Genomic DNA, 24,045 nt, shown 5'->3' with positions numbered 1-24,045 from the left:
TTACGCCCAGACAGGCGTGTCTCCTATCCCTTGGTCCGCCTCGTCTTAGAAGTACGAGCGCAGCCACTCCACCAGATGCCGGGCCGCCACGGTTCGGCCTGCGGGTTCGTCCTTGCTCAGCGCCATGCCGTGGTGATTGCCGCGCACCCGTACATGTGTCTTGGCCGACGCGCCGATCTGCTCGAAGATTGCCGTGATGTCCGTTGGAAAGGTGCATTGATCACCCGTGTATTCCAGCAGCAGCGTTCGCTGCGACACGGCGGGCAACGTCCGTTCCAGTGAAGCATTGGAAGAAAGGCCGGACCACGTCGACAGCCAGGATTCCGGGGTGACGACCCGAGCGAAACCAACGCTACCCCAATTCGACACAAACGGGTCCTTGCCCCACAGCGATCCAATCTTTCGGTCCGAAGGATCCAACGAGGGGTCCCATGCCCGAGGGTCGGCATCGGTACGCCAGACATGGAATATCGGCGCAAACGCCGCCAGCTTCCGATCCGACGCACGCTGCGATCCTGCTTTGACCTGGGCGCGGGCAGACTGCTTTTCGGCCAACAGCTCCCTTGCTCGCTGATCGATGCGCTCGACCCTGTCCCCTTGCGCCGCGCGATATTTTTGGAGAAATGCGGCGTCGTAATGCGCCCGCCCCGCTTGTGGGTCGAAACCATTGGCTTCGGAAAACGGGTCCAATTCAGGATCGGTCTGCATCGGATCCTGCTCATCGACCACGGATGGGTCCAGGCCGGACATCAGCAGCTTTCCTTGCCCCGGATGCGGCGATAGCAATACCAAACCGTCGACGGCCGGCATGGCAAGTTCAGATAGATGAGTGGGCCGGCCCGCCGGTGTCCTGGGGATGCGCTCGGCCGGGCTGACAAGTGATTGCTGGTTGTATAGCGAATACAGGCCCGCGCCACCAGAGTTTCCAAGCAGGACAATGCGCTCGTAGCCAAGCTGGCGCAGGTGCTGCATGCCGGCGGCCACGTCAAATAACGCAATTTCATGCTCCAGGCGAAGGTCATTGCCAATCGAACGGGGGCCCTGCACCCAACATGCGCAACCCGCGTCCAGGACGGCGGGCACCATGTAATGGGTGACCGACATTTCGCGTGGATGCATCAACGACACAACGGTCCGCTCTTTTCCTGACGCCGTAAACAGGAAACCCAACGTGCGTTGGCCATCCGCCGTTCCCAGGCTATACGGGACCACCTTGTACGGACGCTGCATCAACGCTGCGTCCCACGAGGCCCCGCGCATGCCGGCCGTCACGGCGGCGTTTTCGATGTCAGCCATGTGCCTCTCCATTAATTAACACCATGGCAATTAATTTATTGTTTATTTATTACGGTGTCAATTAAAGTTTTGGACGTCTTGCCTGTCACCCGCAGCGCACTCACATGGGCCCCAACGCCTCGCTTGACAAGCCTGCCCACCCAGCCAGACCATACGCAGGCCTCTCGGCCCCCGTTGAACCTGATTCCTTCCCCGCATGGCTGATTCCCACTTCGATCTCTCTGCCCTGGCCCACGCATCCCAGGACCTGTACGCCGCCGTCCGGCGCGACGCGCCGCTGGTGCAATGCCTGACCAATTTCGTGTCCATGAACATCACGGCGAACGTGCTGCTGGCGATGGGCGCGTCCCCTGCCATGGTGCATGCCACGGACGAGGCGCCAGAATTCGCGCGTGTGGCGGGCGCGGTGGTGATCAACATTGGCACCCTGTCCGCGCCATGGCTGGAAAGCATGCTGCTGACCGCCGCGTCCGCCCGGCAGGCCGGCGTGCCCTGGGTGCTGGATCCGGTGGCCCATCACGCCACCGCCTTCCGCCGCAACGCCGTCCAACAATTGCTGGCCTTGCGCCCCGCCATCATCCGCGGCAATGCCTCGGAGATCATCGCGCTGGCCGGCGGCCGAAGCGCCAGCAAAGGCGTGGATGCGCGCGACTCCGTGGCGCAGGCGGAACAGGCCGCACTGGCCATCGCCGTGGCCCACCAAACGGTCGTCGCCGTCACCGGTGAAACGGACTACGTCACGGACGGAAAGCGCTCGGTGCGCGTCACGGGCGGTTCCGCGCTGATGCCTTGCGTCACGGCCACGGGCTGCGCGCTGACGGCGTTGGTCGGCGCCTTCGCCGCTGTGTCCAAAGGCGATCCTTACATCGCCGCCGTGGCCGCCCTGTCCTGCTTCGGCATCGCGGGCCAACGCGCCGGCGCGCTGGCCGAAGGCCCGGGATCCTTTGCCTGGCGCTTCCTGGATACGCTGGCGGCCTTGGAGACCGACAGCCTTACCCGGGAATCGCCATTGCGCTGACGCCCACATCCAGTACTGCGGGCTAAAACATCGCGTTACGCGGTGCCCCTGCCCATGTCACCGTCGGGTCACACACTGTCCCCAAAATTAGTTTCCTTCAAACCAGAAGGAAAGACGGTGAATCCACACGTACGAAAACTCTTTGCGGTGTCCGCCAGCATGGCGCTGGTGGCCGGTCTGGCCAGCTGCGGCGGTGATGACGACGACGATGACACCGGTACCGTCACTCCCCCGCCCGCAGTCAGCGTGCCGGAAGGCGCGTCGTTGGACCTGGCCATTCTTGCCACTACCGACTTGCATGCCAATGTGCTGGGCTACGACTACTACAAGCTGGCCGAGGACAAGAGCTATGGCGTGGACCGAACCGCCACGCTGATCGCCAATGCCCGCAAGCAGTACGCCAATACGCTGCTGTTCGATAACGGCGACACCATCCAGGGCACCGCCCTCTCCGACTACCAGGCGCTGGTATCGCCCGTGCAGTGCTCGGACATGATCGCGATCTACAAGCAGATGAAACTGCTGGCCTACGACGCGGGCACGATGGGCAATCACGAATTCAACTACGGCTTGCCTTTCCTGTCGCAGATCACGAATGTGGATTTCGGCTTGGCCGGCATCGGCAAGGGCACGGCGCAGACCAATCCCGCCGGCGCCAAGGACTGTGCGGCGCCGGGCTTTCCCTTCGTATCGGCCAACGTCGTCTCGGCGGCCAGCAAGCAGCCCATCTTCAAGCCCTGGGTGCTGTTGAACAAAACGTTCAAGGCCACGGACGCCAGCGGTAAATCCATCGACGTTCCGTTGAAGGTGGGCGTCATCGGCTTTGCGCCGCCGCCCATCCTGCAATGGGACAAAGCCAATCTGGAAGGCCATGTGGAAGTCACGGGCTGGAAGGAAACCGCGCAACGCTTCGTGCCTGAAATGAAGGCTGCCGGCGCCGATCTGATCGTGGCGCTAGCACACGGCGGCATTGACATGAAGACGGCCTATAGCCCGTCGATGGAGAATGGCGCGGGCTATCTGAGCCAAGTGCCAGGCATCGATGCGCTGATCACCGGCCACCAGCATTTGCTGTTTCCCGACACCAGCGCCACTTCCCAGTTCCGGGGCCAGCCTGGCATCGATCTGGAAAAGGGATTGATCAACGGCGTGCCCGCGGTTCAGGCCGGCCAATGGGGCAACAACCTGGGCCAGATCTCGTTGAAGCTCTCTTACGACAAGGGCTGGAAAGTGCAAAAAGACGCCACCAGCGTCCAACGCATCTCAACGCGCCTGACCGCCCAGAACGGCGCCACGCCGGCAACCTATGTGGCGTCCGACACGGCCGTGCAGCAGTTGGTGCAGGCCGAGCACACCGCCACCATCGCCTATGTGAAAACGCCCATCGGCCAGAGCCAGTTCGACATGGCCACCTACTACGCGCTGACGGGCGACGTATCCGCGCTGCAAATCGTGAACATGGCGCAGATCGATTACCTGACGGACTACATCACCAAGAACAACCCGTCTTACGGTAACTTGCCCATCCTGTCGGCCGCCGCGCCGTTCAAGGGCGGCCGCAATGGCCCGGGCGACTTCACCTTCGTGAAACAAGGCAACGTGGCGATCAACAACGCCGCCGACCTTTATCTGTATCCCAACACGCTGCAAGTGGTGCGGGTCAACGGCGACATCGTGCGCCAATGGCTGGAGAAGACGGCCGAACAGTTCAAGCAGATCGACCCCAGCCTGGTCGCCCCGCAAGACCTGGTCGACACCAGTTTCCCGACGTTCAACTTCGATGTGCTGTACGCCGCGGGCAATGCGCTGAAGTACCAGATCGATGTCAGCCAACCCAAGGGTGCGCGCATCACCGGGCTGACCTATCAGGGCGCCCCGTTGGATCCGGCCGCACAGTTCCTGGTCGTCACGAACAACTACCGCGCCAGCGGCGGCGGCGACTTCCCGGTCCTGGCTGGCGGCAAGGGCGACATCGTGCTGCAAGCCCCCGACGCCAGCCGCGACGTGCTGATCAGCTACATCAAGAAGAACCCCACGCTGGATCTCGCCACCTTCGGCCTGGACCGCAGCTGGCGCTTCAAGCAGTTGGGCGCGCTGGCCGGCCCGGTCGTGTTCTGGTCAGTGCCCGGCACATTGCCGATGGCCGTCGCGCATGGCGTGACCAACGTCTCGGTGTATGACCCGACGCCAGACGCCACGACGCAACTGTCGCGGTACGCGGTGGATCTCAGCCAGTAGGCCACGGAGGGCTCCCAGGGCGCCCCGATGCAGGGACGCCCTGGGGGTGGGTTGGCGCCGTCACGCAAGCGCAGACATTCAAATGACAGCTTAGGGTGCTTACAATGACGCTGTTGCGCCGCAACATTCAGCGAATCCCCCCCTTGTAATCACATGTCTCACCCTGCCTCCCCGCAGCACCGGCCCGCGCTGGTGTTGCTTGCCCTTGCTGTCGGCAGCTTCGCCATCGGAACCACCGAGTTCGCCACGATGAGCCTGCTGCCCTATTTCGCCCAGTCGCTCGGCATCGACGCTCCCACCGCAGGCCACGTGATCAGCGCTTATGCGCTGGGCGTGGTGGTGGGCGCCCCGATCCTTGCCGTGCTGGGCGCAAGAATGCCTCGCCGCCGGCTGCTGATCGCCCTGATGGCGCTGTTTGCCATCGGCAACGGCCTGAGCGCGATCGCGCCCGACTACCACTGGATGCTGTTCTTCCGCTTTCTTAGCGGGCTGCCGCATGGCGCGTATTTCGGCATCGCATCATTGGTGGCCAGTTCGCTGGTTCCGGCCAACCGCCGCACCGTCGCCGTGGGCCGTGTGTTCCTGGGCCTGACGGTCGCCACCATCGTCGGCGTGCCGCTGGCCAACTGGTTGGGCCAGGTGATCGGATGGCGCTGGAGCTTCGGCCTGGTGTCGCTGCTGGCGGTGCTGACCATGATCAGCGTCGCAATCTACGCACCCGATACGCCGGCTGACCACAAGGCCAGCCCGCTGCGCGAATTGAGCGCGCTGGGGCGTGGTCAGGTTTGGATCACGCTGGCAATCGGCGCGGTCGGCTTTGGCGGCTTGTTCTCGGTCTACACCTATCTGGCCGACACCCTGACCGCCGTCACGCAAGTGGCGCCCACGACCGTGCCATTCGTGCTTAGCGCGTTCGGGGTTGGACTGACCGTGGGCAACATGGTCGTGCCGATCTTTGCCGACCGAGCCGTCATGCGCACCGCTGGACTGCTGCTGCTTTGGTCGGCCGTGGTGCTGGCGCTATTCCCGCTGATGGCGCACAACGTCTGGCTGATTACGCTGAACGTGTTCCTGGTAGGCGTGGGCGGCGCGTTGGGCACCGTGTTGCAAACGCGATTGATGGACGTCGCCGGCGATGCCCAAGGGCTGGCCGCGGCACTGAACCATTCGGCCTTCAATACCGCCAACGCGCTGGGCCCGCTTCTGGGTGGTCTGGCGATTGCTGCGGGCTTTGGCTGGACCTCGACCGGCTGGGTGGGCAGCCTCCTGGCCATCGGCAGCATGCCCCTATGGCTGTGGGCCGTCATGCTGGAACGCCGCCACCGTGCCGCGCGCTCAGGCGGTTTGGTCGCCAGTACCGAGTCGGCACGCTGACAACCGTCAGCGGAACCGACCGCCTCGCCCCGACCGCTGTCCGTTCCTAGCGGTAATACACGCAAATCCGCTTGCCGCCGATTTCATGCACGTCGATCGGCAGTTCATACAACGGACTCAGCACGTCTGGCCGGATCAATTCCGCCGGCGTGCCGTGATGCGCGATTCGCCCCTGCCGCATCGCCACGATGCGATCCGCGTAGCTGGATGCAAAGTTGATGTCGTGCAGAACCAGCACGACCGTCTTGCCCAGCTCATCGGCGGCGCGGCGCAAGGTGCCCATCATGGCGACCGCATGCTTCATGTCCAGGCTATTCAGCGGTTCATCCAGCAGCACATAGCGCGTGTCCTGGCACAGCACCATCGCCACGAACGCGCGCTGGCGCTGTCCGCCAGACATCTCGTCCAGATAGCGGCCGGCAAGCGGCGCAAGATCCAGATAGTCGATGGCACGGTCAATGTGCGTCTTGTCTTCCAGCGTCAGCCTGCCGCCGGTATGCGGGTAGCGGCCGAACGCGACCAGATCATTCACCGTCAGACGCAACGGCAAATGATTGTCCTGGCGCAGGATGGACAGTCGGCGGGCAAGCTCCCGGCTGTCCGCCTTCGTCACGTCCAGCCCGTCCACCAGCACCTGCCCGGCGGACATCGGCAGCAGACGGCTAATCATCGACAGCAACGTCGATTTTCCGGCGCCGTTGGGTCCGATGATGGCGGTGACGCCGTTGGCCGGCAGCTCCAGGCTGACGCCATCGACCACCACGCTGTCGCCGTACTGCTTGCTAAGTTGTTGGATCTTTATCATCGGCGCCCCTTGCGCAGGATCAGGAAGAGGAACATCACGCCGCCCACGAATTCGATCACCACGCTGACGGTGGTATTCAGGCCCAGCACCCGTTCCAGCAGCGTCTGGCCGCCGACCAAGAAGATGACGCTCAGCAGCGTCGCGGCGGGTATCGTGTATCGATGCTTGTCGGACCCCATCGCCTGATAGGCCAGGTTACTGACCAACAAGCCGAAGAACGTCACCGGCCCGACCAACGCCGTCGATACCGACACCAGCACGGCAATCGCGGCCAGCGTCAGCATCAGGCTGCGACGGTAGTCCACGCCCAGGTTCACCGCGATCTCGCGCCCCAACGCCAATACATCGTAGCGATGCCGCATGTGCCAGATCAGAAACGTCGCCACGCACACGGCGGCCAGCGCAATCGGCAACAGCGTCACCCGCACCGAATTGAAGCTGGCGAACATGCGGTCTTGCAGCACCAGGAATTCGTTGGGGTCAATCAGACGCACCACGAAGTTGGACAGGCTGCGAAACAGCAGGCCGAACACAATGCCCACCAGCATCATCAGATGCAGGCTGCGTACCGCATCGGAAAACAGCCAACGAAACAGCAGGCAGGCAAACGCGGTCATGGCGCCCACCTCCAGCAGAAAGGCCGCCACCGGATGATTCGCGGCCGTCGCCGCTTGCCCAAAGCCGAACACCACGACCGCCTGAATCAACACGTACAGCGCATCGAAGCCCATGATGGCGGGGGTCAGGATGCGGTTATGCGTGACGGTCTGGAAAAGCACCGATGACACAGCCACGGCATAAGCCACCAGCAACATCGCCGCCAACTTGCCGCCTCGGAACGGGAGCACGAAGGACCATTGGCCATTGGCGCCCAGCGTCATGAACGCCACGATGCAGATCAGCGCGACGGCGCCCAAGACGATCAGGCGCATCGGCTGCGGCGCGTTCCGCGAAGGCCGGCCGGTTGCCGCAAGCAAGGTCTCAGCCAAGGCGGTTCCTCCGCGTACGCAGCAGCCACAGGAACAGCACGCTACCCAGCACGCCGACGACCGTGCCGATGGGTATTTCGTAGGGATGGATCACCAATCGCCCGATGATGTCGCAGGCCAGGACGAAGACCCCTCCCAACGCGGCCACCCACGGAATGGACCGGCGCATGTTGTCGCCCAGCACCAGGCTGACGGCGTTGGGCACGATCAGCCCCAGGAACGGAATGCCGCCTGCCGTCACCACCACCACGGCGGAAATAGCCGACACAATCAACAGGCCCACCAGCGTCAGGCGTGCGTGGTTCAAGCCCAGGTTGGATGCAAACTCCCGGCCCATGCCCGCCACCGTATAGCGGTCTGCGGCCACATAGGCCGCGCATGCCAGCGCAAAGCCGATCCATAACAGTTCATAGCGCCCGCGCAGCACGCCCGAAAAGTCGCCCGTGGTCCAGGCGTGCAGCGATTGCAACAGGTCAAACCGAAACGCCGCGAAGGTGGTCACGGCGTGAATCACGCCGCCCAGGATCAATCCAATCAGTGGCACGATGAACGGCGTGCGCAACGGCACTCGGCGCAGCAGCGCCAGGAACAGCAACGTACCCGCCAGCGCGAAGACCGTGGCGGTCAACATCTTGCCGATCACCGGCGTATCGGGGGCCAGCAGGGTGATGACCAAGATGCCCAGCGTCGCGGACTCGACGGTGCCGGCCGTCGTCGGTTCCACGAAGCGGTTACGCACCAGCATCTGCATGATCAGGCCTGCCACCGCCAACGACATGCCGGCCAGCAGCAAGGCCAGCGTGCGCGGCACGCGGCTGACCATCAGGAAACGCCAAGCACGCTCGGCCTCTTCGCCCCCACCCCACAGTGCCGCCAGCGACAACTGGCCCGCGCCCAGGCTGACGCTGACCGCGCACAACAGCACCAATGCCATCAACACGGCGGCCAGACCGCCCCAACCGCTGATCATCCGCCGCCTGTTCACCGGCGGCCCTTCCACGCAACATCCATGCCGCTTACTTTCCTTGCGTCAGTGCCGTAGCGATTTCGTCCACATTCTGCTGCATCGATGTCAGCCCGGCGCTACCCAGCAAATACCAGTTGAACCCGTTCAGGTACACCACGCGCTTGTTCTTCCACGCCTTGGTCGGGCGCACCAGATCGTTGTCCAGCATGCGCTGCGCAGACACCCCTTCACGACCAATCGCGGCGTCGCGGTCAATCACGAACAGCCAATCGGGATTGGTCTGTGCAATGAACTCGAACGAGATCGCCTGACCGTGGTTCGACACGTTCAACCCCGTGGCGGCAGGCTTCACGCCGAATGCGTCATGGATCACGCCAAAGCGCGAGCCGGGGCCGTAGGCGCTCATCTTTCCGCCCGTCGTCAACACGATCAACGCCGTGCCGGCGGTGGCGGCCTTGCCTTGCAGCGCCGAGATCGATGCGCGCAACGCCTCCAGCTTTTCCTTGGCCTGCGGCTGTTTGCCATAGATGGCCGCCAACGTCTCGGCATTGCGTGTCACGCTGCCCACCAGATCCTTGACGTTGGCCGTCAGGTCGATGGTGGGCGCCAGCTTGGCCAATTCGTCGTACTTCGGCGCGGAGCGGCCCGCCACGAAGATCACCTGCGGCTGAGCGGCATGGATGACCTCGTAGTTCGGCTCGAACAACGAACCGACTTTCAGGTAGCGTTGATCGGCATACTGGGCAAGCTGGGGCGGCAGCTTGGCGACGGTCGGCACTCCCGTGGCTTCCACGCCCAGTGCCTGCATCGTGTCCAGCACGGCCAGGTCCATCACGACGGTCTTCGTCGGATTGACCGGCACGGCGGTCTCGCCGCGCGCATGCTTGACCGTCACGGTGGTCTGCGCTGCGCATACCGTCGTCGCCGCTCCCAACGTCAGGGCTACGCCAGTCTGAATCAACCACCGGCGGGCACAGCCCATTTTTTCTTGCATCGTCATAGGATCCTCTTCGTGTTGCGGGGGACGCAAGCGTCCCCCTTCGTCAAGATCAGAACTTCACGCCTACGCCCAGCCAATAACGGCGGCCGTCTTCCACGAACTCGTAGTCGTCGTAGGTCACCTGCTTGTCGAACAGGTTGTAGATGCCGGCATACACCGATACGGTCTTGTTCACCGCATACGATCCGCCCAGATCCACGAAGGTGTAGGACGGCGCGATGAACGACGACGACGATGCGCTGGTGATGGGCTGGCTTTCCTTGCCGCGATAGTTCACCCGCGCCCATGCTTGCATCGCGTCGGACGCCTGCCAATTCACGGTCGTGGTGAACAGGTGCTTGGGCAACTGGTTCAGGGGCTGGCCTTGGTACTGGCCCGACTTCTGTTCCGACTTGGTGAACGTGTAGCTGCTGGTCAGCGACCAGTCGCGGGCCAGCGGCAGCTTCATGCTGGCTTCCACGCCACGCGACACCGCCTTGTCCACGTTCATGTAGGTCGTGGGGTTGGCTCCGAACTGGTTGGGGCCATCGGTACATTGCGACGCCGGGCAACCCACACGGGTGATCTTGTCCTTGAAGTCGTTGTTGAACACGGTCAGGCCGGCGTTGAAGCCTTCACCATCGTCATACAGGATGCCGATTTCCTCAGTCACCGACTTTTCCGGCGTCAGGTCCGGGTTGCCGTACATGTTGCCGCCCCGGCTGACCTGCCCCCAACCCGCCACCGTCTGGCGCAGGTCCGGTGCGCGAAAGCCCGTGGAGACCCCGCCCTTCAAGGTCCACCGTTCGGCCATGTGCCACACGCCATACAAGCGAGGACTGAAGTGCGTGCCGAAATTCTCGTCTTCGTCCATGCGCAGGCCGGCGGTGACGGCAAAGCTGTCCGTCAGGCGCCATTCGTCTTCGGCGAACAACGCCCATTGATAGCGGTCAACCTTGTTGGGGCCATTCGCCAATTGGTTGCCGGTCTGATCGTTCAGGCGCTGACTAAGATAGGTGGCCCCCACGCTCAGCATGTGCGAGCCCAGCGGCAACGTCCAGCTGGTTTGCAGGTTCAGGTTCTTGATCTTCATCTGCCGCGAACGGTTGTCGAACTCTTCCTGCTGCACATAGCTGTCCGACACCGCCCACCCCCAACGCCCGGTATGCGACAGCGCCCATTTATTGCTGCGGTAGTCCGTCTGCGACGAAGCGGGGCAGCCATTGCGCCCGCAAGCCACGCCCGGCGCCAACGGCGCAACCGTCTTGCCCAGCGTTTCCTGGATTTTCTGGCGCATCGCCGTGGCTTCCAGCACGATGTCGTGGTCGCGGTTCGGGGTCAGTGCCAGCTTGGCCGTCACGCTGTCCGAATTGCGCTTGCGAAAGCCGCTGACGATATCGTCCTCATCACGCTGCGACGCCTGGCCATAGATCTGCAAGCCCAGCAGATCGCTCTTGATCGGACCCGCCAGATAGAAATTGCCCTGGTAGATATCACCGGACTTATTGCTTTCCTGGATGGTGGTGTCCATGCGGATTTCACCGCCCCACTCGCTGGGCACCTTGCGGGTGATGATGTTGATCACCCCGCCCATGGCGTCCGAGCCGTACAGGGACGACATCGGGCCGCGCACGACTTCAATGCGTTCGATGGCCGCAAGCGGCGGCGTCCAGCCGCCTTCCACGCCAGAGGAATCCGAGTTGGTGCGGGTTTCGCGCGAGTTTTGGCGCTTGCCGTCGATCAGGATCAGCGTGTATTGCGGGCCCATGCCGCGCAGGCTGATGTCTTGGCGGTCGCCGCCGCCCGTGATGATGACGCCCGGCACCTCCAGCAGCGCGTCATTCACGTCGCGGTAGAACTTCTTGTCCAGATCTTCGCGCGTAATCACGCTGATTGACGCCGGAGCGTCCTGGATCTGCTGCTCAAACCCGCTGGCCGTCACCACGACGGTGTCCATGGTCTTGGCAGCTCCAGCGCTTTGCGCCCAAACCACCGCCGGGCCCATGCCCAGGCCTGCTGCGCACAAGGCCGCGGCCAATTGCGTGCGAGACACCCGCATGCGGCCACCCAGGGCCATTTCGTTACTGCTCATGATTCCGACTTCTCCCGTACCGAAACCGCGACGCACCCCGTGTGCGCCAGCGTTCCGCCTCTTATTTCTTAATGAAAACCATTCTCATATTAGAATTGAGGGTAACGGGAGCCGGCAAACGCCTTTCCCCAACTTTTACTTTCTTCGCACTTCTTGACACTCGGCAGCGCGGCAATGCGCCAAACTACCCAGTGCGGAACACTCAATACGGATGTCCTTTTCTCATTCAGTCGTTACGCGCCGTATCCTGCTCATCGACGACGACATCGAACTGGCGCAGATGCTGCGCGAATACCTCGAACCCAATCAGTGCCTGCTCACCCTGGCCCATACCGGCGCCCAAGGCGTGGCCTTGCTGGCGCAGGATGATTACGACCTGATCCTGCTGGACCTGATGCTGCCTGACGGCAACGGCCTGGATTTGCTGAAGCGATACCGGCAGCGCTCACGCCGTCCGGTCATCATGTTCACTGCGCATGGCAGCGAGACCGACCGTGTGCTGGGCCTGGAGTTCGGCGCCGACGATTACCTGGCCAAGCCCTTCAGCCCGCGTGAACTGCAAGCCCGCATCACCGCCGTGCTGCGGCGTTTCGAGGAAGTGCCTGAAACCACCAAGCCCAGCCTGACGCTGGGACCGCTGTCGCTGGATCCGGTCAGCGGCCGCGTCCGGCTGGACGACGAAGACATCCCGCTGACAGGCGCCGAGCAACGCATTCTGGAACTGCTGATGCGTGCGCCCGGCCAGGTCATCGCCCGAGAACAGATCGGCATGTACGCACTGGGCCGCCGGCCCGAACGCTACGACCGCAGCATCGACACCCACATCAGCACCTTGCGCAAGAAACTGCGTATGGATGCCTCCGGCGACACCCTGTCGATCCGCAATCTGCGTGGCTTGGGCTATGTATTGGCGGGCGCGGCCTGATGCGCTGGCCGTTCCCCACCCGGTCGCTTTTCTGGCGCGCGTTCCTGACGTTCTGGTGCGCCATGACCATCATTCTGGTGTGCGGCATGCTGTTTACCGCAACGGTCGCCTGGTATCGGATCAATTCGCTGGACGGCTTGAATCCAGCCAGCCTGACGCATGACGCCCGGCAAGTCGCGCGCACCCATGGCATGGCCGGCCTGGAACGTTGGGTCGAAGCGATGGACAGCCGTTACTCGGCACTCAAGATTTACGTGCTGGACACCCGCGACACCGAGATTCTGGGCCGGACCTTGCCCGCCCGCATGCACGACTGGCTAAGCGCGTACCGCGCCGCCACTGAACGATCCCCCCAAGCAGACTATCTTCAGCCCGACCCGCTTGGCGAACGGGTTTCCTGGTGGCAGCCGCAGTTGCTGGCGCTACCCGACGGTTCCGAGTTGTTGATGCTGTTCTTGCCCTTTGACTCGTCGCATTGGGAGGTGCTGGGCCTGTCACCCGTGGCGCTGGCGCTCTTGCTCTTTGCGCTGGCGGTCACGGCTCCCTTTTGCTGGGCGTTAACCCGTCACGTCACCGCCCCCCTGACGCAATTGCGGCACGCGACGCACGCGCTGGCCGCCGGCCATCTGGACGCGCAGACGCCGCCCAAGCTCGCAAGACGCAAGGACGAACTTGGCCTGCTGGCGCGCGATTTCAACGCAATGGCGGATCGCCTCAAGGCCCTGGTCGATACGCGCGAACAGCTGCTGCGCAATATCGCGCATGAGCTGCGCTCGCCCCTGGCGCGGCTACGGTTGGCCGCCGAGTTGGCGCGGCGCAAGGACGAACGCCAGGATGTGCAGCTGGACCGCATCGAACGCGAATGCGAGCGCCTGGATACCCTGGTCGGCAGCACGCTGCGACTGGCCCGCCTGAGCGCCCAGCCCGAACCTAGCGACATGCTGGACTTGACGGACATCGTGTCCGCCGTCGTGGAAGACGCCCGCTACGAAGCCGGCGAACAACAAGTGCGCATTCTCTGGGACTCTCCCGCCCCCGTGCCAGTGCTCGGTGACCGCGACAGTCTGGCCAGCGCCATCGAAAACGTGTTGCGCAACGCCCTGCGCTTCGCTCCCGCGCATAGCGCGATTCGCGTCCGGCTGCTGGTCGGCGCCCGCGAGGTCTGCCTGGAAATCGAAGACCGTGGCCCAGGCGTGCCCGCTGCGAATCTGGAATCCCTGTTCGAGCCGTTCTTCCGGGTCACGTCCGGCTCGACGGTTCCGGGTTCCGGTGCCGGCCTGGGACTCTCCATCGCGCAAGCCGCGATCGCCGCCCACAAGGGCCGGATCTCGGCTCGCAATGTCTCGCCGCAAGGGTTGAGCGTCAGGATTGAATTGCCGCGGGAAGCCGAATAGCTCGTCATCCCCGCAGCCCAGACGGCATGGGGGCCTTGCAGGCATGCAAGGCCCCCATGCCGCCATCACGCTTAGTTGTAGCGGAACGTGGCGGTCAGCATCGCCGAGCGTCCGGGTGCGACATAGCTGAACAAGCCCACGTGCGACGCCTCGTAAATCGTCTCGTCGGTCAGGTTGTTCAGGTTGAGCTGCAAGCCGAAGTTCTTGGTGAACTGATAGGCCGCCATGGCGTCGTAACGCCAGTACGAAGGCAGTTGATAGATGTTGGCATCATCCACATAGCGCTTGCCCGTATACGTGGCGCCCGCGCCTACCGTCAGTTGCGGTTGCAGTTTGTAGGTGGTCCACAGGCTGGCGCTTTGACGAGCGATGAACTTCATCTGATTGCCGCTGAAGTCCGTGCCGCCGCTCGTGTAGTTCGTCACCTTCGGGTCCATGTAGCTGTAGCCCGCCCAGACTTGCCACTTCGGCGTGATCGAACCTGCCGCGCTTAGCTCGATGCCTCGCACGCGGTTGCTGCCCGCCAGCGTCACATCGCCCGTGATCGGGTCTGCGGAACGCGCGTCCGTCTTGCGGGTTTCAAACACGGCCGCCGTCAGCGACAGGCGCTCGTCGAACATGTCCCACTTGGTGCCCAGTTCCACGCTGCGGCTCTTCTCAGGTGCCAACCCGGCCGTACCAGCCGTCAGGCGCCCGCCCGCCGCGCCGTCCGCCCCCCCGGACTGCCCCGCCGTTTCACCCGACGGATTGGACGATGTGCCGTAAGACACATAGATGCTGCCATTGGGCGCCGGTTTGTAGACCAGGCCCAATTGATAGTTCCACATGTCGTCGGTGCGTTCCACCCCGCCGCTGGACACGCGGTAGTTGTCGTAGCGCAGGCCCACGTTGGTTTCCCATTGTTCGCTGAACTTGATGGTGTCGAACACATAGGCGGCCCGCGTGGAGGTCTTGGCGGCGTCGTACTTCGGACCCCAGCTCAAACTGCCGGTATAGGCCTGGTGCGGGTTCGGGCTGTACAGATCGTCCAACAGCGTCTTGTCGTAGCCGCCGGTGGGCAGACCATCGCGCTTGATGATCTTCTCGGTGCTGTATTCCAGGCCGGCCGCGTAACTGTGACGGATGCTACCCGTGGTGAACTCACCGAACAGGTCAGTCTGGTTGATGAACGACCGGTTGGTCTGGTTCAGTGTCCGCAGGGCTTTGCTGATCTGTAGGCCAGGAGCCTCCGTCGAGCATGGCGACACGCCATAGGCACTGTTGGGCCTGCCGCCCACGCGCGCCGCGCAGTTGTCGAACGAAGGCCGCGTCATGGAGTATTCGTTGCGGGATTCGCTATAGCGCGTCCCGTTGCGCAGCTTCAGCTTGTCGCTGAACTTATGCTCGACCATCAAGGTGCCCATGTCGGCCTGGTTCTTGCGGTAGTCGCGCCCGATCACACCGTAATAATTGTCCCGATCAACCTTGGGCGGCGTCACGCGGCCCGGGCGGGATTCGTTCTTGAACGGAATGCCCAGATCGGGCGTATCGTCATTTTGCAGGTGGTAGTAGCTGAGCGTGACTTGCGTCGGCGTGCCCAACCCCCAGGCAAAGGACGGCGCCACGCCCCAGCGGTCGGTTTCCACATGGTCGCGGCCCGGCACATCGCCGCCTTGCTTCATGACGTTCAGGCGGAAGGCCGAGCTGTCGCTGAACGCCCAATTGCCGTCGCCCGTGACACGCCAGTTGTCATCCGTACCGAAACCCACCGTGCCTTCGGCGAAGTTCTCCAGTTTGGGACTCTTGCTGACAAGGTTGATGCTGCCACCGGTCGAACCGCGACCCGAGTACGCGGAACTGGGGCCCTTCAGGATCTCCACCGATTCCAGGTTGAACGTCTCGTGCGAAAAACGTCCCAGGTCGCGCATGCCGTCGACCATCATGTCCGTGCTGGCCTCGTAGCCGCGGATGAACGGTCGGTCGCCGGTGGGCGTGCCGCCTTCGCCAGCCCCGAAAGTAATGCCTGGCGCCGTACGCAGAACGTCCATCAGGGAGGTTGCGGCGCGATCACGCATCAATTGCTCGGTGATCACCGTAACGGATCGGGGAGTGTCCAGCAGCGGTGCCGTCATTTTGGGCGATGACGCGACATTGGCTTCGTAGCCATCACTGACCGCCTGTCCCTGCACATGCACCGGCGACAACTGATGAACCGTTCCCGGCGCGGCGCTGCCCTGTGCCAAGGCCAGCCCGGGGGACATCAGGGCGCCGCACATGGCGACATAAATTGAGGACGAACTCGTACCTCCGGCGCTTGCGCCAGTAGCAATGGTCTTTTTCATTGGGTTTCCTACAGCCTGCCCCGCAGCAAAGCTGTAAACACGTTTCTAATTTATAGGAACCGCAATGATAGGCATTGCTATTTTGATGTTCAACTATTTGTCAGAATTTATTCAGCTATTTGACGATTTCGAGAAAAATCTTAGAAAAATGATGCATCCACGCGACAACATCCGTCATCGCACAGCGATCAATCAGGGACGGAAATTCAGTCGGCGTCGGCCAGAATGGCTGCCGGCAGACGCGGCAACACGCGCATCGCATTGGCCGTGGTGGCATGCGCCACCTGTGCGGGCGTGATACCGCGCAAGTCCGCCAGCGTGGCGGCGATGCGGGCCAGTTCGCCCGGCCGGTTGCGGCGTTCGGGGGGATGCAGCCAGGCCGGCGGGATGTCCGGCGCATCGGTTTCCAGCACCAAATGGGCCAGATCCACGTCCACCGCGTGGCGGCGGATCTGCAAGGCGCGTTCATACGTCATGGCGCCCCCCAGGCCCAACGCAAAGCCCTGGTCGATAAACGCTTGCGCCTGCTGCGCGCTGCCATTGAAGGCATGCGCGATTCCGCCGATGCGGTCATGGCGGCGCAGATACTTCAGCAGAATGTCTTGGGAGCGGCGTACATGCAGCAACACGGGCAGCTTGAATTCCGCAGCCATCGCCAATTGCGCGGCGTAGAAACGTTCCTGGCGTTCGCGGGGTTCACCCGAGGCAATCTCGGGAACAAAGAAATCCAGGCCGATCTCGCCGATGGCGACAAAGCGGGGGTCGCCCAGAGATTGCTTGATGGCCTGGCGCAGCGCGTCCAGATCGGAATCCTCGGCGCGCTGCACATACAAGGGATGGATGCCCAGCGCATAGGCGCCGCCAGCGACTTGCGCGGCCAGATCGCGCACCACGGTGAAATTGGCGCGCTCGATGGCCGGGATCACGATGGATTGGACGCCGGCCTCGCAAGCATGGTCGGCCACCTGCTGGCGGTCGGCATCAAACTCGGCAGCGTCCAGGTGGCAGTGGGTGTCGATCAGCATGGGCGTGGCCTCCTTGGCAGGATTATCCACCCGTCTTGCCCTATCCCGACACCAGCCGGCCGCTTTCCATCAACAATTGCCGGTCGGCGCGGGCGGCCAGTTCCGGGTCGTGCGTCACGATGGCAAACGCCGTGCCCGATTCCTGATTTACCCGGGTCAGCAATTCAAACATCTTGTGCGCCGTATTGCGGTCCAGGTTACCCGTGGGCTCGTCCGCCAGGACGCACACGGGCCGCGTGACCAGCGCACGCGCCAGCGCCACTCGCTGGCGTTCCCCGCCGGACAACTGTCCCGGAAAGTGATCCTCGCGGGCGGCAAGCCCCACCAGCGCCAGCACCTCCCGCGCGGCCAGGCGGGCCTTGTCGCGGTTTTCGCGGCGCACGATCAGCGGCATCGCCACATTGTCCAACGCCGAGAACTCGGGCAACAGGTGGTGGAATTGGTACACAAAGCCCAGGCTGCTGTTGCGCACCGCGCTTTTCTTGGCTTCGGACAAGCCGATCGCCAGCTTCCCGTCGACCGACACCGAACCACTGCTGGGCATATCCAAAAGACCCAGGATATGCAGCAAGGTGCTCTTGCCCGAACCCGAGGCGCCCACGATGGCGACCATCTCGCCACGCGCCACCGACAGGCTGACATTGCTGAGCACTTCGATGCGCGCGGGGCCTTCGTCGTAGACCTTGACGATGTTCTCGGCCTGCAAGGCGGGCGTCAACGCCGTGACCGTCTGGGAATCAATCATGGCGCAGCACCTGAGCGGGTTGCAGGCGCGACGCGCGCCAACTGGGATACAGCGTCGCCAGCAGCGACAGCACCAGGGAGGTCAGGCCGATCGTGACGATATCGCCGATTTGCGGATCAGACGGCAAGGCGCTGATGAAATAGACCTCGCGCGGCAGGAAATGCACGCCCAACAAGCGCTCGATGAAAGGCACGATCACATCGACGTTGTACGCGATGACGATGCCGCCCACCACGCCCAGCAAGGTGCCGATGACGCCGATCAATGCGCCCTGCACCAGGAAGATACGGGCCACTTCGCCCGGCCCTGCCCCCAGCGTGCGCAAGATCGCGATGTCGGACTGCTTGTCCTTCACCGCCATCACCAGCGACGACAGCAGGTTGAACGCCGCCACCGCCACGATCAGCGCCAGGATCAGGAACATCATGCGCTTTTCGGTCTGCACCGCGGCGAACCAGGTGCGGTTATTGCGCGACCAGTCGCTGGCCATCACGTAAGGCGGCAGCACCTTCTTCAATTCGCTGGCCACTTCCGGCGCTTTCTGCATATCGGCGATGCGCAGGCGCACGCCAGCCGTGCCGCTTTCGCGGAACACGCGCGCGGCATCCTCGTTGTCGACAAACGCCAGCGAGGAATCATATTCATAGTGACCGGACGAGAAAACGCCCACCACCGTGAACTGGCGCATGCGCGGCGCGAAACCGGCCGGGCTGATCGAGCCTTGCGGCGCCATCATCAGCAGCGTATCGCCGACTTTCACACCCAGGCCGTCAGCCAGCTCGTTGCCCAGCACCACGCCGAAACCGCCGGCCTTCAGGTCGGTCAGCTTGCCTGACACCATCTGGCGCGGCAGATCCGACACATTGCCTTCGGTGGCCGGGTCAATGCCGCGCACCTGCACACCCCGCAGCGCCTGGCCTCGCACCAGCATGCCCTGCGCGGCCACAAAGGGCGCTCCGGCCTTGACCTCGGGGTTCTGCTTGGCCGCGGTGGCGAATTGCTGCCACTGCTCCAGCACCCGTTCCGGCAAGGCGCCAGGAATATAGAGTTCGATGTGCGGCAGCACCGACAGCATGCGGTCGCGCACTTCTTTTTGGAATCCGTTCATCACGGACAACACCACGATCAGGGCGGCAACGCCCAGCGCGATGCCCGCCATGGAGCTGGCGGCGATGAAGGAGATGAAGCGATCGCGGCGCCCGCGTCGCTGGCGGATTCGGGCCAACCCGGCATAGCGGGCGCCTATCCAGAGTTCGTAGGGTATTTTCAGCACGTGCGCATTATGGCATTAACAGCCCGGAAATCGCGCCGCGGATGTGCGGTTCCACGACCAGGCGTGTCAACCTATGGCAACCGCCGACGCCGCTTAGTTCCCCGGGCCCACGCGGTCTACAATCCCCGCCATGCTGATCGTCATTCCGGGCGCCCTGCCCGCCCTTCCCGTTGCCGCCGAACTGGCCAAGCTTTTGCCCGAACGCGCCCCCACGCTGCACCGCTGGCTGCTGGCCGGCGCCGCGCGGCCGGCTGCCTTCGATGCACGCACCCAGGGCTGTACCGCCTTCGAGTCCTGGCAATTAAGCCGCGCGGGCTACACCCCCGAACCCGGCCTGCTGCAAGGCGCCGGCCTGGGCCCCCTGCTGGCTGCCGGCCAAGCCCCGGCTGGCCAAGCCATCTGGCTGGCCGAATTGGTCCATCTGGCGCTGGGCGCCGACCAGGCCAACCTGTTGGATCCGGATCAAATGGATCTGCGTCCCGAAGAGTCCGCCGCGCTGCTGGACACGGCCCGCCCCCTATTTGATGGCACCGGCTTTGCCGTGGAGGCCTTGTCGCCGCAGCGCTGGCGCTTGCAGCTGCCCGACGGCCTGCGTCCGCAAACGGCGTCGCCCTTGGTGGTGGCAGGCCAACGGCTGAACGACTGGTGGCGCCAGGACACGGAAACGCGCCCCTGGCGGCGGCTGCTGAATGAAATACAGATGGCGTGGCATGAACACCCCGTCAACGATGACCGCGCGGCCCGTGGTGTGGCTCCCGTCAATGCCTTATGGCTCTACGGCGGCGGCACGCCCTGGCCCGTCACGCCTGCGGGACCGGAACAGGTATTGACCGGACTGGACACGCCGCAACGCACGGGCGACTGGTCTGCCTGGCTGGACGCCCTGGCGGAACTGGACGCTCAGCATCTGCGGCTCCTGGCCGGCAAGCAAGGCGTGCCGGACACGCCCGCTGAATTACTGCTGCTGGGCGATGACCGCACGGTCGCCCTTACCCTCAAACCGCGCGGGGGCCTGCTTGGCTTGCTGCCCGCGCCCAAGAAAAATTGGAGCGCCTGGTGGTCACACCCCGCTTGACAATCCGCCCAGCCGACCAGGACGCTTGTCACGCCCTGGAAGCCTCGGGCATCCATCCCCTGCTGGCCCGCCTGTGGGCCGCACGCGGCGTCACCCATCCTGACCAGACGAAACTGGCGTGGCCGTCTTTGCTGCCGCCCGCCGGCTTGACGCATTCGGCGCACGCCGCCGGCGTGTTGGCCGACGCCGTTCAGGCTGGCAAAAAGCTGCTGATCGTGGCCGACTACGACTGTGACGGCGCCACCGCCTGCGCCGTCGGGCTGCGCGCCTTGTCGGCGATGGGCGCCGACGTGGACTTCCTGGTACCAAACCGCTTCGAGACCGGCTATGGCCTGTCACCCGCCGTGGTCGACCTGGCTGTCCAGCACCGCAGCGGCAAACCCGACATCATCATCACGGTGGACAACGGCATCGCCAGCGTGGACGGCGTGGCGGCCGCCAACGCGGCAGGCATCGGCGTCGTCATCACCGACCACCATTTGCCGGGCGACACCCTGCCCGACGCGCTGGCCATCGTGAACCCCAACCAACCAGGCTGCGGCTTCACGTCCAAGAACCTGGCCGGCGTGGGCGTCATCTTCTACATGATGCTTGCCCTGCGCGCCGAACTGCGCCGCCGTGGCGTCTACGCGGCCGACGGCGGCCCCCGCCTGGATGCGCTGTCCGATCTGGTCGCGTTGGGCACGGTCGCCGACGTGGTCAAGCTTGACGCCAACAACCGTCTGCTGGTCACGCAAGGCCTGCAACGCATGCGCAGCGGCCGCTTGCAACCGGGCCTGCGCGCGCTGTTCGCCGTTGCCGGCCGCGAACCGCGCAGCGCCAATGGTTTCGACCTGGGCTTTGCGCTGGGCCCCCGCATCAATGCGGCGGGCCGCCTCGCCGACATGAGCCTGGGCATCACCTGCCTGACGACGGACGATGAAGCCCAGGCGCTGGAAATGGCGCGGGAACTCGACAATATCAACCGCGAACGCCGCACCATCGAAGCCGAAATGCGTGAACAGGCGCTGGCTGCGATGGAAGAACCCAACGCCTCGGCGGGCGCCACGGTCTGCGTGTTCGACCCCGGCTGGCATCAAGGCGTGGTGGGCCTGGTGGCCTCGCGCTTGAAAGAGAAATTCTGGCGTCCCACGCTGGCCTTCGCGCCCGCGGGCGACGACGAAATCCGCGGCTCCGGACGCTCGATTCCCGACGTGCACCTGCGCGACGCGCTGGATCTCGTGTCCAAGCGCCATCCCAACCTGATCCGCAAGTTCGGCGGCCACGCGATGGCAGCGGGTTTGACCTTGGGCCGCGAGGACTTCCCGGCCTTCGCCCCCGCGTTCGACGCCGCCGTGCGCGAACTGACCGGACGCGACACTTTTGAACCTGTCATTGAAACCGACGGTTCGCTGGAGTCCGGCTACGCCAACGCCGACGTCGCAGGCATGCTGCAACAGCAGGTGTGGGGCGCCGGCTTCGCCGCCCCGCTTTTCCTGGACGAATTCACCGTGCGCAACCAGCGCCTGGTCGGAGAAAAGCACCTGAAACTATCGCTGGAACGCGGCCACCAGCGCTTTGACGCCATCTGGTTTGGCCATGACCAGTCCCTGCCCGAACACATCCAGGCCGCCTACCGCCTGGAGCAAAACGTCTGGAACGGCATGGTGTCCGTGCAATTGGTCATCGAGCACGCGGCATAAGGTCATCGAGCACACGGCATAAGCCGAAAATGCGATCAAGACCGCGATAAACGCGATGACTGTAGGATGGGTGTAGCGCGAGAGCATGGCGGCAAGAACGCTGCTGCTCATCGCGCGCAACCCATCAAGCGGCGGTGCAATTCATAGCGGGTTTTGCCATGAATTCCAAGCTCTTTGCCATGAATTCCAGGCCCTTTGCCATGAATTCCAGACCCTTAGCCATGGATTCCATGGCCGCATGATAGGTTGCGTGCGTCTGCATGATGGGTTGCGCGCGATGCGCATCGGCGTTCTTGCCGCCATGCTCTCGCGCTTCACCCATCCTACTTGTTCACCAGTTTGGCGGGTTGCGCCAGCGCGACCAACGCGCCCACCACCAGGCAGGCGGACAGCATGTACAGCCCGGTGTTGGTCGTGCCTGTCAGGTCCTTCAGCCAGCCCACCAGATAGGGGCTGACAAATCCTGCCAGGTTGCCCACTGAATTGATCAACGCAATGCCCGCCGCGGCCGCCGTGCCGCCCAGCAGGGCCGTCGGCAGGCTCCAGAACAGCGGCAACACCGTGCAGATCCCGATATTGGCCACCGTCAGTGCCAAGATCGCCAGCACCGTATTGCTGCTCCAGATTGCCGAGAACAGCAGGCCCAGCGCACCGAACAGCGCAGGCAACGCCACATGCCAGCGGCGTTCGCGATGGCGGTCAGAATTGCGCGCGATCAGGATCATGCCAATCACGGCAAACAGGTTGGGAATCGCGGTCAGCAGGCCGATCGCCAGCGGGCTTTGCACGCCCGTGCTCTTGATCAGGGTCGGCATCCAGAAACCTACGCCATACAGGCCCATCACGAACGAAAAGTAGATCAGCGCCATCGCCCAGACACGCGGGAGGATCAACGCGGCACGAATCGGCGGATCTTCTTTTTGCTGCTCTTCGGCCGCGATATTGCGGATCAGCACCGCCTTTTCAGTGGCGGTCAGCCACTTGGCCTTGTTGATGCGGTCGTCCAGATAGATCAGCACCAGCACGCCAATCAGCACGGATGGAATCCCCTCAAGCAGGAACAGCCATTGCCAGCCCGACAGGCCGTGGTCGCCATGGAACGTGGCCATGATCCACCCGGAAATCGGCCCGCCGATCAGCCCCGACAAGGGCACGGCGGTCATGAAGAACGTGGTGATGCGCCCACGCCGCGCCGCCGGATACCAGTAGGTCAGGTACAGGATGATGCCCGGGAAGAAGCCCGCCTCGGCCGCGCCCAGCAGAAAGCGCAAGGCATAAAACATGTGCACGCTGGTCACGAACATCATGCAGGCCGAAATAATGCCCCAGGTAATCATGATCCGCGCGATCCATATCCGCGCTCCCACCTTGTGCAAAATGATGTTGCTGGGGATCTCGAACAGGAAATAGCCGATGAAGAAGATGCCCGCGCCCAGCCCGTACATCGTTTCGCTGAACTGAAGCTCCTGCAACATCTGTAGTTTCGCGAAGCCGACGTTCACCCGGTCCAGGTACGCCACCACGTAGCAAACCACCAGTAGCGGCACCAACCGCCATCCCACCTTGCGGTAGATGCGGTCTTCCTCACTCGCCGGGATCGCCGGCGTGACCCCAGGGGTCATCGTGTTTTCCATTTCCGTCTCCAGTCCTCTAGCGGGATCGCCCGGCGGGTTGCCGGTGCGGTGGTCCGTCGCTCCAATGGGGACGCAATGGCCACGAAGACAAGCCTAGAACGCACCCGGTGACAAGAAACTGAACAACTTGCCTGGTTCACGCCCAGCCCCAACAACAGATCCGTCCCCCTTCTTGCAACACGCGCCCGCGTAGTTGGGCCATCCACGGTAAAA

General features: G+C 63.6%; 19 protein-coding genes. 7 read left to right on the top strand and 12 right to left on the bottom strand.

From position 1 onward, the window contains the following. Positions 1-45: 45 nt before the first annotated feature. Positions 46-1,230: an alpha/beta fold hydrolase gene (locus tag HV753_RS11095; protein ID WP_175174669.1), complete on the bottom strand. Its 1,185-nt coding sequence runs from the start codon at positions 1,228-1,230 to the stop codon at positions 46-48. A gap of 262 nt (positions 1,231-1,492) precedes the next feature. Here HV753_RS11095 and thiM point away from each other — a divergent pair, with 262 nt between their 5' ends. From thiM to HV753_RS11080, 3 genes are all read left to right on the top strand, one after another. Then, the gene (gene thiM / locus HV753_RS11090; RefSeq protein ID WP_175174483.1) at positions 1,493-2,314 is read left to right on the top strand and encodes a hydroxyethylthiazole kinase; all 822 of its coding nucleotides are present in this window, start codon (positions 1,493-1,495) and stop codon (positions 2,312-2,314) included. 159 nt (positions 2,315-2,473) lie between these two features. Continuing rightward, positions 2,474-4,552, top strand: a complete 2,079-nt coding sequence (locus HV753_RS11085; protein ID WP_425485890.1) for a 5'-nucleotidase C-terminal domain-containing protein — start codon at positions 2,474-2,476, stop codon at positions 4,550-4,552. Positions 4,553-4,705: 153 nt separating this feature from the next. After that, on the top strand, positions 4,706-5,926 hold the full coding sequence (locus tag HV753_RS11080; RefSeq protein WP_175174482.1) for an MFS transporter: 1,221 nt from the start codon (positions 4,706-4,708) through the stop codon (positions 5,924-5,926). A 46-nt stretch (positions 5,927-5,972) separates the two neighbouring features. On the opposite strand, the gene HV753_RS11075 is transcribed toward HV753_RS11080, so the two are convergent. From HV753_RS11075 to HV753_RS11055, 5 genes are read right to left on the bottom strand one after another with little or no spacing between them, the layout of a single operon-like run. Continuing rightward, positions 5,973-6,731, bottom strand: a complete 759-nt coding sequence (locus HV753_RS11075) for an iron ABC transporter ATP-binding protein (RefSeq protein WP_175174481.1) — start codon at positions 6,729-6,731, stop codon at positions 5,973-5,975. Continuing rightward, positions 6,728-7,663 (bottom strand): iron chelate uptake ABC transporter family permease subunit, encoded by a 936-nt coding sequence (locus HV753_RS11070; RefSeq protein WP_175174667.1) that lies wholly within the window; start codon positions 7,661-7,663, stop codon positions 6,728-6,730. The genes HV753_RS11075 and HV753_RS11070 overlap by 4 nt, the downstream gene beginning before the upstream one ends. A 49-nt stretch (positions 7,664-7,712) precedes the next feature. After that, on the bottom strand, positions 7,713-8,690 hold the full coding sequence (locus HV753_RS11065) for an ABC transporter permease (protein WP_175174480.1): 978 nt from the start codon (positions 8,688-8,690) through the stop codon (positions 7,713-7,715). A 46-nt stretch (positions 8,691-8,736) separates the two neighbouring features. Further along, positions 8,737-9,687 (bottom strand): siderophore ABC transporter substrate-binding protein, encoded by a 951-nt coding sequence (locus tag HV753_RS11060; protein ID WP_175174479.1) that lies wholly within the window; start codon positions 9,685-9,687, stop codon positions 8,737-8,739. A gap of 49 nt (positions 9,688-9,736) precedes the next feature. Next, the gene (locus tag HV753_RS11055) at positions 9,737-11,758 is read right to left on the bottom strand and encodes a ligand-gated channel protein (protein WP_175174478.1); all 2,022 of its coding nucleotides are present in this window, start codon (positions 11,756-11,758) and stop codon (positions 9,737-9,739) included. Positions 11,759-11,969: 211 nt separating this feature from the next. On the opposite strand from HV753_RS11055, the gene HV753_RS11050 reads away from it, so the two are divergent. Together HV753_RS11050 and HV753_RS11045 are read left to right on the top strand one after the other, a co-directional pair. Beyond that, positions 11,970-12,683, top strand: coding sequence for a response regulator transcription factor (locus HV753_RS11050; protein ID WP_175174477.1), 714 nt, complete (start codon positions 11,970-11,972; stop codon positions 12,681-12,683). Then, the gene (locus HV753_RS11045; RefSeq protein ID WP_175174476.1) at positions 12,683-14,077 is read left to right on the top strand and encodes a HAMP domain-containing sensor histidine kinase; all 1,395 of its coding nucleotides are present in this window, start codon (positions 12,683-12,685) and stop codon (positions 14,075-14,077) included. The genes HV753_RS11050 and HV753_RS11045 overlap by 1 nt, the downstream gene beginning before the upstream one ends. Before the next feature lie 71 nt (positions 14,078-14,148). Here HV753_RS11045 and HV753_RS11040 read toward each other — a convergent pair whose 3' ends face one another. The 4 genes from HV753_RS11040 to HV753_RS11025 all read right to left on the bottom strand — a co-directional run bounded on the left by HV753_RS11040 (position 14,149) and on the right by HV753_RS11025 (position 19,393). Continuing rightward, on the bottom strand, positions 14,149-16,398 hold the full coding sequence (locus tag HV753_RS11040; protein ID WP_175174475.1) for a TonB-dependent receptor: 2,250 nt from the start codon (positions 16,396-16,398) through the stop codon (positions 14,149-14,151). A gap of 206 nt (positions 16,399-16,604) precedes the next feature. Further along, the gene (locus HV753_RS11035) at positions 16,605-17,423 is read right to left on the bottom strand and encodes a TatD family hydrolase (protein ID WP_175174474.1); all 819 of its coding nucleotides are present in this window, start codon (positions 17,421-17,423) and stop codon (positions 16,605-16,607) included. 40 nt (positions 17,424-17,463) lie between these two features. Then, entirely contained in the window at positions 17,464-18,168 is a 705-nt protein-coding gene (locus HV753_RS11030; RefSeq protein ID WP_175174473.1) for an ABC transporter ATP-binding protein, read from the bottom strand. After that, positions 18,161-19,393 carry a lipoprotein-releasing ABC transporter permease subunit gene (locus HV753_RS11025; RefSeq protein WP_246288245.1) on the bottom strand — a complete coding sequence of 411 codons (1,233 nt, stop codon included), beginning with the start codon at positions 19,391-19,393 and terminating at the stop codon, positions 18,161-18,163. Before HV753_RS11025 ends, HV753_RS11030 begins: the two co-directional genes overlap by 8 nt. A 178-nt stretch (positions 19,394-19,571) precedes the next feature. Between HV753_RS11025 and HV753_RS11020 the strand changes: the two genes are divergently transcribed. Then, positions 19,572-20,516 carry a hypothetical protein gene (locus HV753_RS11020; protein WP_175174471.1) on the top strand — a complete coding sequence of 315 codons (945 nt, stop codon included), beginning with the start codon at positions 19,572-19,574 and terminating at the stop codon, positions 20,514-20,516. Then, positions 20,498-22,198, top strand: a complete 1,701-nt coding sequence (gene recJ, locus HV753_RS11015) for a single-stranded-DNA-specific exonuclease RecJ (protein WP_175174470.1) — start codon at positions 20,498-20,500, stop codon at positions 22,196-22,198. Before HV753_RS11020 ends, recJ begins: the two co-directional genes overlap by 19 nt. Positions 22,199-22,322: 124 nt before the next feature. On the opposite strand, the gene HV753_RS11010 is transcribed toward recJ, so the two are convergent. Next, positions 22,323-22,520, bottom strand: a complete 198-nt coding sequence (locus tag HV753_RS11010) for a hypothetical protein (RefSeq protein ID WP_175174469.1) — start codon at positions 22,518-22,520, stop codon at positions 22,323-22,325. A 1-nt stretch (position 22,521) separates the two neighbouring features. Next, positions 22,522-23,832, bottom strand: coding sequence for an MFS transporter (locus tag HV753_RS11005; RefSeq protein ID WP_175174468.1), 1,311 nt, complete (start codon positions 23,830-23,832; stop codon positions 22,522-22,524). Between the last annotated feature and the right edge of the window lie 213 nt (positions 23,833-24,045).

Origin of the sequence: Achromobacter pestifer (genome assembly GCF_902859625.1) — a bacterium.
Lineage (GTDB): Bacteria > Pseudomonadota > Gammaproteobacteria > Burkholderiales > Burkholderiaceae_B > Achromobacter > Achromobacter pestifer.
The sequence above is the reverse complement of the archived record's forward strand: the minus strand, read 5'-3'. Positions and strand labels throughout refer to the sequence as shown.

Bases quoted from the DNA above. Each gene is read 5' to 3' on its own strand.
- HV753_RS11095 (WP_175174669.1), bottom strand. From the start codon at position 1,230: ATGCAGCGTCCGTACAAGGTGGTCCCGTATAGCCTGGGAACGGCGGAT.
- thiM (WP_175174483.1), top strand. From the start codon at position 1,493: ATGGCTGATTCCCACTTCGATCTCTCTGCCCTGGCCCACGCATCCCAG.
- HV753_RS11085 (WP_425485890.1), top strand. From the start codon at position 2,474: ATGGCGCTGGTGGCCGGTCTGGCCAGCTGCGGCGGTGATGACGACGAC.
- HV753_RS11080 (WP_175174482.1), top strand. From the start codon at position 4,706: ATGTCTCACCCTGCCTCCCCGCAGCACCGGCCCGCGCTGGTGTTGCTT.
- HV753_RS11075 (WP_175174481.1), bottom strand. From the start codon at position 6,731: ATGATAAAGATCCAACAACTTAGCAAGCAGTACGGCGACAGCGTGGTG.
- HV753_RS11070 (WP_175174667.1), bottom strand. From the start codon at position 7,663: ATGCGCCTGATCGTCTTGGGCGCCGTCGCGCTGATCTGCATCGTGGCG.
- HV753_RS11065 (WP_175174480.1), bottom strand. From the start codon at position 8,690: ATGATCAGCGGTTGGGGCGGTCTGGCCGCCGTGTTGATGGCATTGGTG.
- HV753_RS11060 (WP_175174479.1), bottom strand. From the start codon at position 9,687: ATGACGATGCAAGAAAAAATGGGCTGTGCCCGCCGGTGGTTGATTCAG.
- HV753_RS11055 (WP_175174478.1), bottom strand. From the start codon at position 11,758: ATGAGCAGTAACGAAATGGCCCTGGGTGGCCGCATGCGGGTGTCTCGC.
- HV753_RS11050 (WP_175174477.1), top strand. From the start codon at position 11,970: ATGTCCTTTTCTCATTCAGTCGTTACGCGCCGTATCCTGCTCATCGAC.
- HV753_RS11045 (WP_175174476.1), top strand. From the start codon at position 12,683: ATGCGCTGGCCGTTCCCCACCCGGTCGCTTTTCTGGCGCGCGTTCCTG.
- HV753_RS11040 (WP_175174475.1), bottom strand. From the start codon at position 16,398: ATGAAAAAGACCATTGCTACTGGCGCAAGCGCCGGAGGTACGAGTTCG.
- HV753_RS11035 (WP_175174474.1), bottom strand. From the start codon at position 17,423: ATGCTGATCGACACCCACTGCCACCTGGACGCTGCCGAGTTTGATGCC.
- HV753_RS11030 (WP_175174473.1), bottom strand. From the start codon at position 18,168: ATGATTGATTCCCAGACGGTCACGGCGTTGACGCCCGCCTTGCAGGCC.
- HV753_RS11020 (WP_175174471.1), top strand. From the start codon at position 19,572: ATGCTGATCGTCATTCCGGGCGCCCTGCCCGCCCTTCCCGTTGCCGCC.
- HV753_RS11010 (WP_175174469.1), bottom strand. From the start codon at position 22,520: ATGGGTGAAGCGCGAGAGCATGGCGGCAAGAACGCCGATGCGCATCGC.
- HV753_RS11005 (WP_175174468.1), bottom strand. From the start codon at position 23,832: ATGGAAAACACGATGACCCCTGGGGTCACGCCGGCGATCCCGGCGAGT.